The sequence below is a fragment of the Parabacteroides sp. AM58-2XD genome (assembly GCF_003463685.1).
Classification (GTDB): domain Bacteria; phylum Bacteroidota; class Bacteroidia; order Bacteroidales; family Tannerellaceae; genus Parabacteroides; species Parabacteroides segnis.
Genome location: NZ_QSDP01000001.1, coordinates 140,551 through 153,666, shown reverse-complemented (window position 1 = coordinate 153,666; position 13,116 = coordinate 140,551). Strand labels below are relative to the sequence as shown.

At 40.5% G+C, this 13,116-nt stretch carries 8 protein-coding genes, 1 tRNA gene and 1 pseudogene; 5 read left to right on the top strand and 5 right to left on the bottom strand.

Translation table 11 applies throughout. The features are described from left to right. Nucleotides 1-201 precede the first annotated feature (201 nt). The 3 genes and pseudogenes from DXA15_RS00630 (at nt 202) to DXA15_RS27830 (ending at nt 7,000) form a co-directional block, all read left to right on the top strand. Complete coding sequence (locus DXA15_RS00630; protein WP_158579624.1) at nt 202-3,441, top strand: TonB-dependent receptor; 3,240 nt, start codon at nt 202-204, stop codon at nt 3,439-3,441. Nucleotides 3,442-3,454: 13 nt separating this feature from the next. Then, nucleotides 3,455-5,122, top strand: coding sequence for a RagB/SusD family nutrient uptake outer membrane protein (locus DXA15_RS00625; RefSeq protein ID WP_128132778.1), 1,668 nt, complete (start codon nt 3,455-3,457; stop codon nt 5,120-5,122). Between the two features lie 85 nt (nt 5,123-5,207). Then, nucleotides 5,208-7,000, top strand: a pseudogene (locus DXA15_RS27830) (FAD-dependent oxidoreductase). 66 nt (nt 7,001-7,066) lie between these two features. Here DXA15_RS27830 and DXA15_RS00615 read toward each other — a convergent pair. The 3 genes from DXA15_RS00615 to DXA15_RS00605 form a co-directional block, all read right to left on the bottom strand. Beyond that, nucleotides 7,067-7,140, bottom strand: a tRNA-Ile gene (locus tag DXA15_RS00615). A gap of 80 nt (nt 7,141-7,220) precedes the next feature. After that, a protein-coding gene (gene prfB / locus DXA15_RS00610) for a peptide chain release factor 2 (RefSeq protein ID WP_122326787.1) occupies nt 7,221-8,346 on the bottom strand; the annotation gives its coding sequence in 2 pieces (ribosomal slippage) (nt 7,221-8,282 and nt 8,284-8,346; 1,125 coding nt in all). Between the two features lie 52 nt (nt 8,347-8,398). Continuing rightward, nucleotides 8,399-10,207, bottom strand: a complete 1,809-nt coding sequence (locus DXA15_RS00605; RefSeq protein ID WP_128132777.1) for a long-chain fatty acid--CoA ligase — start codon at nt 10,205-10,207, stop codon at nt 8,399-8,401. A 220-nt stretch (nt 10,208-10,427) separates the two neighbouring features. On the opposite strand from DXA15_RS00605, the gene DXA15_RS00600 reads away from it, so the two are divergent. After that, nucleotides 10,428-10,754, top strand: a complete 327-nt coding sequence (locus DXA15_RS00600) for a PadR family transcriptional regulator (protein WP_128132776.1) — start codon at nt 10,428-10,430, stop codon at nt 10,752-10,754. Between the two features lie 12 nt (nt 10,755-10,766). Next, on the top strand, nt 10,767-11,864 hold the full coding sequence (locus DXA15_RS00595) for a PspC domain-containing protein (protein WP_128132775.1): 1,098 nt from the start codon (nt 10,767-10,769) through the stop codon (nt 11,862-11,864). A 227-nt stretch (nt 11,865-12,091) separates the two neighbouring features. Here the strand turns inward: DXA15_RS00595 and DXA15_RS00590 are convergent, their stop codons facing one another. Both DXA15_RS00590 and greA read right to left on the bottom strand, forming a co-directional pair. Then, entirely contained in the window at nt 12,092-12,466 is a 375-nt protein-coding gene (locus DXA15_RS00590; RefSeq protein WP_128132774.1) for an HIT family protein, read from the bottom strand. 11 nt (nt 12,467-12,477) lie between these two features. Beyond that, nucleotides 12,478-12,948, bottom strand: coding sequence for a transcription elongation factor GreA (greA, locus tag DXA15_RS00585; RefSeq protein WP_009860750.1), 471 nt, complete (start codon nt 12,946-12,948; stop codon nt 12,478-12,480). Nucleotides 12,949-13,116 lie beyond the last annotated feature (168 nt).

The window sequence follows — 13,116 nt, the reverse complement described above, 5'->3', positions numbered from 1 at the left end:
CATGTCGAACCTTTAAATCATATCGCCTATGAAATAGCACATAAAGAAAAAGCGATAAATGCGGGAACATCTATCGCTTCACGACTAACACAATTATCAACAACTGTATTAATCTCTAATAATTACAAAGTTATGAATAAAGTATCTTTGTCGGGACCTTATTATCAAAAAAAATCACGACATAAACATTTTTTCAGAATCATGAGAATAACCTCATTCCTTTTGTTTGTACTGATATTTTCATTACATGCAATCAATTTGAACTCGCAGAATACGAGGGTGACCGTCCGGGCCAGCAATACTTCTTTAAAAGAAGTATTGAATACTATCGAAAAACAAACGGATTATCTATTTGTATATAATATTAATGTAGATACGAGTCAGAAAGTGGCTTTAAACACGATCAATCAGCCGGTAAAGCAAGTATTGGATAATCTGTTTAAAAATATAGGATTAAACTACGTACAGGAAGGTTCCTATATTATCGTATCCAAATCAGAGGCAGAACAACAGAAAAAATTTGTAACCGGAACAGTCATCGATATGAACGGAGAACCGGTCATTGGAGCTAACATCGTGGAAAAAGGGACAACAAACGGTATAATCACAGACGTAAACGGGGAGTTTTCCCTACAGGTCTCTCCTGAAGCTGTGCTACAAATATCGTATATCGGATACAACACACGTGAAGTTGCCGTTAATAATCAATCTTCAATCACTATAAAACTAACGGAAGACACCCAGGCGATCGAAGAAGTCGTTGTCGTCGGTTACGGAGTTCAAAAAAGAGAAAACCTGACAGGAGCTGTCTCTGCCATTATGGGAGACGACCTGATGAAAAGACCTGTCGGACAAACATCCGTAGCTTTGCAGGGAATTGCCCCCGGAGTAACTATTACACAACAATCCGGACAACCGGGACAAGATGCCGGAACAATCCGGATCAGGGGAATAGGAACCCTTAATGACTCCAACCCTTTGGTTTTAGTAGACGGAACCGCAATGGACCTCAATAGCGTCGATCCCAATATCATTGAATCCGTTTCTGTTCTAAAAGACGCAGCCTCATCCTCTATCTATGGTTCACGTGCTGCCAATGGAGTGATCCTGATCACTACCAAAAGAGCTAAAAATAAAGAATTCTCCGTTTCATATAACGGATATGCCGGATGGCAAACACCAACCGACCTGCCGGATAAGGTGAATGCGATAGATCATATGGTCATGCTGAACGAAGCATACAGGAATGTCGGAAGAAGCCCGTTGTACACAGACCAGTATATTCAGGAATACAGAGAAAAAGGTCCTTCCGACCGTGATCATTATCCGGATGTAGACTGGCAGAAAGCTGTCTATAATCAATATGCATTCCAGCAAAACCATTTTTTCACACTTAACGGAGGTACAGAGAAGATGAAACTTCTTGCTGCAATCGGTTACTATGATCAGCAAGGCATAACTCCTAACACTGATTATAACAGATTCACGGTGAGATTAAATTCTGATATGCAGTTTACCCAACGTTTTTCTGCCAAATTAGACATGTATTTAAAATATAATACACAGAAAACTCCAGGCAGAGGTATATATGACGTTATTTACTGGATAAACCGAACTCCCTCCATTTATCCTGATGTCTTATCAAACGGAAAATATGCAGTCGGCTGGGATGGAGATAATGTACTGGCGTTTGCCAAAGACGGCGGATTTGCTAAAACCAAAACGCCTTCAGCTTCCATTAATATGGCTTTAAGTTATCAGTTTACAGATTTTCTGAAAGCAGATGTCAGTTATACGCCTATTTATAACAATAATATCACCAGCACTTACAATAAAAGTGTAAATACGTATTACGCCGATGGAGAACTAGCATACAGTAAACCCAGCAAAAGTGCACTATACGAGCACCGGAGTTGGGGATTATCGCATGACTTCAAAGCATTACTGAACTTCGACAAAGCATTCGGGCAACATAACCTGAAAGCATTGGCTGGTTTCCAATGGGAAAGTGGAACTGATGATTATATCGATGCTTCCCGCGATACTTTCATATTTCCTCAATATCCAAAATTGAATGCGGGAGGCAGTGACAATCAAAAAGCATCCGGTTCCGGATCTGAATATGCGCTGGCTTCTTTCTTCGGACGTATAAATTACGATTACCAGGGGAAATATTTATTTGAAGCAAATGTCCGTTATGATGGTTCCTCCCGTTTTGACCTGGGACATAAATGGGGTGTATTCCCTTCTTTTTCCGGTGGATGGAGAATTTCAGAAGAGAGTTTTTGGGAGCCTATACGTAATATTGTCGACAATGCTAAATTCAGAGTTTCCTGGGGACAACTGGGAAATCAGAATATAGGAAACTATGCTTTTGCCTCTGTCGTCAGCTACAGTTCCTATATTATCGGAGGACAACCTGTTACCAGCGGTGCGATCAACGACATGTCTAATTCTGCCATTTCATGGGAAAAAACGGAAATGCTTGACTTAGGGATTGACCTGCAGTTTTTCTCCAAACTTTCAGCCTCATTCGATTACTACAATAAAAAGACAAGTGATATCTTATGGAAACTCAATGTTCCGCTAATCATTGGCCTGAATCCTACATATCAAAATGCTGCAAAAGTTTCCAACAAAGGATGGGATCTGGAATTGAGATGGAATGACCAGATCAATGATTTCAGATATGGTGCCTCATTCATATTATCCGACGTAAAAAACAAAGTTGTCGACCTGAAAGGCATCAGTATGACTGGATTAACTGTAAACAGGGAAGGACACTCCATCAATTCAATCTATGGACTTGAAGCGATCGGTTACATATCCGAAGAAGACTACAATGCTGACGGTTCCTACAAACATGCCACTCAGTTTGGTGCATTTGCTCCCGGCGATATCAAATATAAAGATCAAAATAACGACGGGATAATAAATAACGAAGATGAAGTAATCATCGGTAATACCGTTCCACGTTTTACCTACGGATTAAATCTGGATGCAAGTTGGAAAGGTTTTGATTTTAGTATGTTTTGGCAAGGAGTTGGAAAAGCTGACGGATATTTAAACAAGCAGGCGACAATGCCATTCTATTGGGGAGCCTCTGCCCTGGAAATGCATAAAGATCATTGGACCGAGGATAATCCCAATGCCCGTTTTCCTCGTTTGGCATTCAATGAAACAAATAATGAACAGAATTCCAGTTTCTGGATGGCCAATGCTGCTTATTTAAGGCTGAAGAATGTAACCTTAGGATATACGCTTCCTAAAACGTTAAGTGAAAAAATAAAGTTCTCCCATGTCCGGCTTTATGTCAGTGGACAGAATCTTTTATCCATTGATAAATTCTGGGATGGATTTGATGCAGAAGCGCCTGTTGGAGACGGAGCTTACTACCCTCAAGTGAAAGTGTTCACGATCGGATTGGATGTAAAATTCTAAATGTAAAATTATTATGAAAAATCTTTTATACATATGCCTGGTAATAACAGGTCTATCTTTTTTCTCATGCGACAGTTCACTTGAAAAATATCCATTGGATAAACCCTCTTCAAGTACATATCCCAGTAATGAAACGGAGTTGGAAATGGCTTTGTGGGGATGCTACGGTTCTTTGTGGTTAAGCACTAACTATGGAATGGTCATGCCTGCTCTTTTAGATATAACAACAGATATAGCCTGGGAAAGAGCAGAAGTATCCATGCAATCAATCGGAAACGGTTCTCATGATGCCAATAACTCATGGTCCGAAGAGCTTTGGAAAAATTATTATATCAGCGTAGCACGATGTAACTATTTACTGGATAACATGGAACGGGCTAAAGCAGAAACAACTCCGGCTGTTTACGAAAGGATAAAAGGAGAGGTCCAATTCTTAAGAGCTTACTTTTATTTGATGCTGACCGAAACATGGGGAGATGTTCCGTTAGTAACAAAAACTCTTACTCTAGCAGAAGCCCAGATCCCCCAAACATCCAAATCTGCAATAGTCGATTTTATACTAAAAGAATTGGATGAAGCTATTCCGGTTCTCCCTGTACATATTGATGCCAATGAATGGGGGCGCATCAGCAAGGGAACCGCTCTTGCTATAAAAGCCAGGACCGCTTTGTATAATAATATGTACAATATTGCAGCCAAAGCGGCTAAGGAAGTTATTGACTCTGGTGAATATCAAATTGATGACAACTTTGAAAATTTATTCAAATCTGCCACCCAATCGAATAGTAAAGAAATGATGTTCTTCATTACTTATAAGGAAGGTTATCGAACCCCCGGAATAGTAAGAGGCTGTACATCAAGAATGGGCGGGGGCTACAGCAGTAAAATACCTGTCCAGGCCACAGTTGACTCATATGAATGCATTGATGGACTCCCTATAGATAAATCCTCTCTTTACGACCCTCAAAAACCATTTGAGAACCGAGATCCGCGTTTGGGATATACAATCGTCTTACCCGGTTCCGAATACATGGGATTTCAATTTGAGACTCACAAAGACAGTGTGGAATGCTGGAATTATAAAACTTCTCCAGCAAGCCGGGTCGCCAATCAGGATGCCTTAAATCCTTATGCAACTTTTTCGGGTTACATCTGGAGAAAATATAATGAAATATCAAAGCCTAGTGAATTAGACAATAGCGAAACGGCATTTATTATCATGCGTTATGCGGATGTTTTGCTCATGTATGCTGAAGCAAAAACCGAATTGGGAGAAATAGATAATTCCGTTTATCAGGCAATTAATGAAGTTCGGCAAAGAAAAAGCGTAAATATGCCTCCCATAACAAATAAAAATCAATCGGAACTACGTTCAATCATTAGAAAAGAACGAAAATGTGAGTTTGCATGGGAAGGATTACGATGGTCTGATATTCGCCGCTGGGGAATTGCGGAAAATGTCATGAATGAAGTTTTATATGGCAGACCTCCAAAAGACTATCTACATTCTGCTCCTAAAATCGATGAAAATGGAACGCCGGATTATAGTACAGTCTCCAATAAAAACGACATGCGCGTAATCGAACTCCGTTCGTTCAACAAAGACAGAGATTATGTACTCCCTATTCCAAGAATAGAAATAGAAACAAATACAGCATTAAAACAGAATCCTAATTACTAATGGGATTTACCGTTTTCCACTAATTCTACAGAGATAGCCCTTGCCTTTCATCTGGGCAAAGGCTACTCTTAAAAATCAATCGTATATGAAAGTAAAAAACTTACTCACAGTAGTCATAATGCTCTTTTTCCTGCCTGTCATATCTGCGTCCGGACAAATATGGGTGGAAGCAGAACAATTTCAGGAAAAAGGAGGATGGATCGTTGATCCTCAATTTATAGATCAAATGGGATCCGCTTATCTTCTGGCTCATGGATTAGGAAAACCGGTCCAGCCAGCCAGAACAATCATACAAATAAAAAAATCCGGAAATTATCATCTATGGGTTCGTACCAAAGACTGGGCTCCCTACCCTACAGGTCCCGGAAAATTCACTATCGCAATCGATAACGACACATTACCAATAGTCTTAGGGCAAGATGGTAATTCCTCATGGCATTGGGTATATGCAGGTGTCTCTATGATCGAACAATCAAAGATTACCCTGTCAATAAACGATTTATCCGGATTTGAAGGCCGGGTAGATGCCATCTATCTGACCCAAAAGAAAAATGACCAGCCACCGGCATCCAAAGATGCTCTAAAGTTGTTCAGACGAAAAATGTTACATTTACCAAAGCAACCCAAAGAAGCCGGAACATACGATCTCGTAATTGCCGGAGGGGGAGTTGCCGGTACATGTGCAGCCATCCAGGCTGCCAGATTAGGACTAAAAGTTGCTCTTATACAAAACGGCCGGTTTTAGGTGGTAATAACAGCTCAGAAGTCCGGCTTCCTATGTCCGGAGACATCTATCATAACCTCTATCCTAAATTAGGACGTATCGTAAGGGAACTGAATACAGGTACTACCAATGAAATAGCCTCTGCAGATCAATATGGAGATAAAAGAAAACTGGACATCGTTAAAAATGAGAAGAACATTACTTTATTTCTTTCTACCCACGTTTATAATGTAGAAAAAACAGGAGATCACATAGCAGCAGTTCTTGCTAAAAATGTAGAAAATAATCAAGAACTCCGCTTCATCTCTCCTCTTTTTGCTGATTGTACCGGAGATGCGACTCTCGGTGTTGTCGCAGGAGCAGACTATAGAAGTGGCAGAGAAAGTTTTTCTCTTACCAAGGAACCTAAGGCCCCACAGACAAGTGACAGTTTAACAATGGGTACAACCAACCATTGGTTTGCCCGCTTCGAAGAAAAATCTTCGGAATTTCCTTTATGCCCGTGGGCTGTTCAATTCAGTGATGACTATCATTTAGAAAACACAGCCAGTGCCTGGTTCTGGGAGTCTGGCTTTTATAAAGATAAAGTCGAACAGGCGGAAGAAGTAAGGGATTACAATTTCCGGGTTATTTATGGGCATTGGTCTTACCTTAAAAATCAGAAAAGAAAACAATATTCCAACTGGAGACTGGAATGGATGTCATTCATTGCCGGAAAAAGAGAATCCCGCCGGTTAATCGGTGATCTGATCCTCTCAGAACTGGATATAAACAATCGGATACAATACCCGGACGCATGCGTTACAACAACATGGGGAATCGATCTTCACTACCCGGATCCCAAAAACAGTCAATATTATCCGGGAAATGAGTTTCTAGGCATAGCAGATCATAACCGGGAGTTCGAGCCCTATCATATACCGTACAGATGCTTTTACTCAAAAGACATCAATAACCTATTTATGGCAGGTCGTAATATCAGTGTTACTCATATTGCCTTGGGAACAGTCAGAGTTATGCAGACTACAGGAATGATGGGAGAAGTGGTCGGGATGGCAGCTTTCTTATGCAAAAAATATAATTGTTCCCCCCGCGATATATATACACAACATCTGGAAAAACTGATCCAATTGTTAACCGAAGAGTATGATTAAAATCATACTAAACAGAATAACAAAAAAGCGAATTATCTAATAATTAGACAATTCGCTTCATTTTCGTGGTCCCACTTGGGCTTGAACCAAGGACTCCCTGATTATGAGTCAGGTGCTCTAACCAACTGAGCTATAGGACCGGTGTTTCAGAGGCTTGCTCTGAAATCGGGTGCAATATTACGACTTTTAATCGGATTCTGCAAGTATTCTTGTAAAAACTTTACTTTTCAGCTGCTTCCTCACCGCCAAATTCCATCAGGTAAGCCTTGATAAATTCATCGATCTTGCCGTCCATGACACCATTTACGTCGGATGTCTGGTAGTTTGTACGATGGTCTTTGACACGACGGTCATCGAAAACATAACTGCGGATCTGTGATCCCCATTCAATTTTCTTCTTACCGGCTTCGATCTTTGCCTGTTCTGCCAAACGATGTTTCAATTCCTTATCGTACAGGATAGAACGCAACTGACGCATCGCATTTTCACGGTTCTTCGGCTGGTCGCGCGTTTCAGTGTTTTCAATCAGGATCTCTTCCTCCTCACCTGTGTAAGGATCTTTGAATTGGTAACGCAAGCGTACCCCTGATTCCACCTTGTTCACATTCTGTCCACCGGCACCGCCTGAACGGAAAGTATCCCATGAAATAGCGGCTGTTTCAATCTTTACCTCAATCGTATCATCAACCAGCGGAGTAACGAATACAGATGCAAAAGATGTCATTCGTTTTCCCTGTGCATTGTAGGGAGAAACACGAACCAAGCGATGCACGCCATTCTCACTTTTCAGATACCCGAAAGCATAATCGCCTTCAATATTGATCGTGACAGTCTTGATACCCGCCTCGTCACCTTCCTGCAAATTTGCAATGGATACTTTATAATTATGAGATTCCGCATAACGCAAATACATACGCATCAGCATGGAAGCCCAGTCCTGACTTTCCGTACCACCGGCACCGGAATTGATCTTGAGTACGCAACTCATCTGGTCTGCCTCGTCACGAAGCATATTCCGGAACTCCAGATTCTCTACCAGATCCAAAGCCTTGGCATAAGCCGCATCGACTTCATCTTCGGTGATAATCTCTTCTTTTACATATTCATAAGCCAACTGCAACTCCTCTGCTGCCGCATTTACCTCGTTGTAAAGTTCGATCCACTTCTTCAGTTCTCTTACTTTCTTCATCTGAGCCTCTGCCCGTTTGGCATCTTCCCAGAAGCCGGGGTCCTGTGTACGCAGTTCTTCTTCTTCTAACTGGATGGTCTTACCATCTATGTCAAAGATACCCCCTCAGCGCGTTCTCGCGCTCCAACACATTCTGTAGTTGGTCTGATGTTATCATAATCTTCTTCTTATTTTAAATTTTGTGCAAAGATAGGAAATTAATTGTCAGTTTACTCTGCATACATCGCTTCAATCTCATTCGCATATTTTTGCAAAACAACCGGACGACGTAACTTTAATGTATCTGTCAACTCACGCCCCTCCATCGTAAAAGGCTGAGGAAGTAGGGTGAACCGCTTGATCTTCTCGTAAGAAGCCAGATTTTTCTGATGTTCCTCAATATGCGACTCTATCAGGCGGATGATTTCATTACTAGCCAAAAGTTCTTCACGACTATTGTAAACAATTCCTTTTGTTGCTGCATACTCCTCTAAAAGAGGATAAGACGGCACGACCAGAGCACTAACAAACTTACGCTGGTCACCGATGACGGCAATCTGCTCAATATATTTATCACTGCTCATTTCCATCTCGATGGCCTGCGGAGCTATATACTTTCCATTTGAAGTCTTATAAAGATCTTTGATACGTTCTGTAAAGAATAACACATTTCCTTCCAAACGTCCGGCATCTCCTGTACGGAAAAAACCATCTTCCGTAAAAGAACGGGCATTTTCTTCCGGTTTATTGTAGTAACCGGTAGTAACAGTCTTTCCCTTTACAAGAATCTCTCCGTTACTTTCATCAATCTTCACTTCCACTCCCGGCATTGTTTCACCGATAGAACCAAACTGAAAACCTATTTCTGGATAAAAACAAACAGTAGCCGTCGTTTCACTCAAACCATAACCATACACTATAGGAATATTGACAGACTGCAAAAACTCATTGACAGTATCAGACAAAGGTGCACCTGCTACTGGGAATAAACGACCTCTCTCAATACCCAGAACTTTTTTCAGAAGTGTAAATACCGTTTTATTATAAAACTCAAATTTGGCTTTCAGACAGAATGACGGTTTGATGCCTTTATTCTTATATTCCAAATTATATAAACGTCCGGTTTCGATTGCGTTCAGAAATACTTTCTTCAAAAAAGGTGATGAAGAATTTATTTTCTCATGAACACCGACATATACCTTTTCCCAGAAACGCGGCACATTACACATTAAAGTAGGATGAATCTCCGGTAATGTCTTTTGTATCATCTTCGGATCCTGATTGATAGCGATCTTCACTCCCTTATGAAGGCAGTAGTAAGTCCATGCCTTCTCAAAAATATGAGTCAAAGGAAGAAAACACATAGATGTATCCTTGTCATTGACCATCGGCAAGCGGATATCATGAATACGCATCGCTTCCAGGTAATTAAAATGATGAAGAACGACCCCCTTTGATTCACCGGTCGTACCCGAAGTATACATAATAGTAGCTACATCATCAGAACTAGCCTCATTCATACGGATCTTTACAGTAGTCTCAGCATGTGCATTATCACCCAGACGCAGAAAGTCTTCAAAATAAATAGAAGTCTTATCTTCCGGATTCAACTTAACGGCCGGATCAAAAATAATCAGACGTTTTAAGACGGCAGATTCTTTTTGTACCTTAAAGGCATTGTTATATTGCAACTGTTCACCCACAAATAGCGTATGTATCTCCGCATCATTGATAATATATTCTATCTGAGCAGGAGAGTTAGTTGCATACATCGGGATAGAAATCACCCGGTTTCCGTATGCACCGAAATCTGTGAATAAACATTGCGGCATATTTTGAGAATAGATACCGATCTTTTCCTGTACTTCTATTCCAAACTCAGCCATAGCCTTTGCTGTAAGCATTACTTTCTCTGAGAATTCTCTCCATGAGATCTTTAACCATTTCCCGCTTTCATTATCACGGTATTTTAAAGCTGTACGTGAACCATACTTTTCAGCCTGTCTGTGAATTAACTCGGCATAGTGGTAATAAACCATAATTCTTCTTTTTGAATTGATACAACAAAAGTACGGGTTTCCTACTGAATAGCAACACTTTCACTCCTTTTTTTACACACAATTGCACTTTTTGTGCAAAAATGGATTCAGGAATACAGGCAGACCACCACTCGAAAGATGTTAAAATAGAATAATTACAGTAGCATGTATTGCATAGTACACAGGCAATACATATATTTGCAGCATAAAACTATAAGCGATGAATGCAGAGAACGTAAAATCACAGATGAGAAAGGGGACACTGGAATATTGTATCCTGTTGCTTCTCAAAAAAGAGCCGGCTTACACCTCTGACATTATTCAGAAGTTACAAGAAGCAAAATTGATTGTAGTAGAAGGTACTTTATATCCGCTCTTGACCCGTTTAAAAAACAGCGAACTGTTAAGTTATCAGTGGATAGAGTCTACGCAGGGACCGCCCCGTAAGTATTACCAACTCACTTCGAAAGGGGAAGAATTCCTCGGTGAACTGGAAAACTCCTGGCAGGAACTAAATAATACAATAAACCACATCAGAAACAATTAAAATTAGAAAACAATGAAGAAGACACTTACAGTTAATTTGGGAGGAACTGTTTTCCACATTGACGAAGATGCATACCAGTTACTGGATAAATATCTTTCTAATTTACGCATACATTTCCGTAAAGAAGAAGGTTCCGAAGAGATCATGAATGATTTCGAAATGCGTATTTCGGAGTTGTTCGGCGAACGAGTACGCCTGGGACATGAGGTGATCACGATCGAGCATGTAGAAGAGGTGATCAACCGCATGGGTAAACCGGAAGAGATATTTGAGGAAGAAGCTGAAGAAGAAAAAGAGAACACTAAAAAACGGACTTATCAAGAACAGGTCATTACCGGCAAGAAAAAGTTGATGCGTGACCCGGACAACCGGGTAATCGGTGGTGTTGCAGCCGGTATTGCGGCCTATATGGGATGGGATGCTACCGCCGTCAGACTGGCGATGATCCTGCTGTTATTCATTCCGGTCGTACATTGGATGGCTATACTATATATTGTTTTATGGATGGTCATGCCGTTGGCCAGAACTGCCGCAGACAGATTGATCATGAGGGGTAAAAGCGTAACGCTTGAAACCATCGGACAAACCGTCACCGACGGATTTGAAAAAGTCAGCAATAACGTAAACGATTATATAAGTTCAGATAAACCAAGAAGTTTTTTTCAGAAAATAGCTGATCTGTTTGTCACGGTATTCGGCTTTCTCTTAAAATTCGGAGCAGTCCTGGCAGGTATCATTTTGCTCCCTCCTCTTTTGCTGGTTGTATTTATACTGTTTGTTGTAACGGTAGCCCTGATTGGAGGAGGTGCAGGAATGCTATACCAACTTTCTCCTTTCGGAATGGATCTCTACAGCGGAGTCCCCGTTTATATGGCGGTTTTAGGTTGTATCGGCATCATCTTACTGATCGGAATACCTGCAATAGCATTGCTTTTTGCCATATTCGGACAATTATTCAATTTAAAACCGCTGCCTAACCCGGCAAAATGGACTTTGTTCGTCATTTGGATACTTGCTCTTATTGGAAGCATTATTTACTTTGTAAATCTAGGTTTACCGGCGCTTAGCCCGTACCTATGGCATAACTCTAATTTTTCAATACATATATAAGGAGATAAAAAGATTTGTTTATAATTTGTGTGTTTAAAAAAAGAAGGCCGCTCTGTCTCAGAGGGGCCTTTCTTCTAAGGTTAACAAATTTATGAGTAAAAACCACTAATGAATCATTAAAAAACCACTATTCTGCGTTTTAAAACTAAGCAGAAATAGTGGTTACAAATATACGTATTATTTCCAATAAAAAAAGCCTTTGGCCAATTATTTGTACGCTTTTCTTATCAAGCAGCTACCGCCGCCAACTCATCCTGAGTTATTGTCATTTTCTTACCACCAAAACACATATCCGATTCCTTTGTTATAGGGATTAAATGAATATGTGCATGAGGCACTTCCAATCCCATTACAGCTATCCCTACACGCTTGCAGGGAATAGCCGCTTCCTGAGCACGGGCCACACGCTTGGCAAAAGCCATCATTCGCCCTAACAATGCGTCTTCCAGATCAAAAATATAGTCAATTTCTTTCTTCGGAATCACTAAAGTATGCCCTTTTGCAACCGGATTAATATCCAGGAAGGCAAAGAATTCTTCGTCTTCCGCAACCTTATGGCAGGGTATCTCGCCAGCCACTATTCTACTGAATATTGTTGCCATATCTTATTGTATTAAATTGATATATCCATTATTTCAAAAGTCATCAATCCGGATGGCACTTTGATTTCTACCACGTCTCCGACTTTCTTTCCCATCAGTCCTTTCGCAATCGGTGTGCTCACGGCAATCTTTCCTTCTTTCAGGTTTGCTTCCGAATCGGAGACCAATGTATATGTCATTACCATATTATTCTTCGTATTTTTGATCTTCACCTTATTCAGAATCTGAACTTCGTCAGTCTGAACACGTGATTCATCTATCAGACGTGCATTAGATATCAGCCCCTTCAACTGGGCCAGTTTTGCTTCCATAATGCCTTGAGCCTCCTTTGCAGCGTCATATTCTGCATTTTCAGACAAGTCACCTTTATCCCTGGCTTCAGCAATCTGGGCAGAAATTTCAGGACGCTTCACGGTTTCCAAATAGTTGATTTCAGCTAAAATCTTATTGTAGCCGTCTTCTGTCATATAACTAACAGCCATACTAAATCCTCCTAATTATTGATTTAAAAATTAATATTTATTACTGCATAATAAAAAAAGAATCCCGACCAACAACCTGGCCGGAACTCCTTTTTCTCTTTATTTTAGACATTGCAAAGATAAGACATCTTTTCAAGATGCACAAACCCTCACAAGTGCTTTACAACA

Excerpts from the sequence above, each read along its gene's own strand:
- DXA15_RS00595 (WP_128132775.1), top strand. The coding sequence starts at position 10,767 with ATGAAGAAGACACTTACAGTTAATTTGGGAGGAACTGTTTTCCACATT.
- DXA15_RS00600 (WP_128132776.1), top strand. The coding sequence starts at position 10,428 with ATGAATGCAGAGAACGTAAAATCACAGATGAGAAAGGGGACACTGGAA.
- DXA15_RS00605 (WP_128132777.1), bottom strand. The coding sequence starts at position 10,207 with ATGGTTTATTACCACTATGCCGAGTTAATTCACAGACAGGCTGAAAAG.
- DXA15_RS00590 (WP_128132774.1), bottom strand. The coding sequence starts at position 12,466 with ATGGCAACAATATTCAGTAGAATAGTGGCTGGCGAGATACCCTGCCAT.
- DXA15_RS00625 (WP_128132778.1), top strand. The coding sequence starts at position 3,455 with ATGAAAAATCTTTTATACATATGCCTGGTAATAACAGGTCTATCTTTT.
- greA (WP_009860750.1), bottom strand. The coding sequence starts at position 12,948 with ATGGCTGTTAGTTATATGACAGAAGACGGCTACAATAAGATTTTAGCT.
- DXA15_RS00630 (WP_158579624.1), top strand. The coding sequence starts at position 202 with ATGAGAATAACCTCATTCCTTTTGTTTGTACTGATATTTTCATTACAT.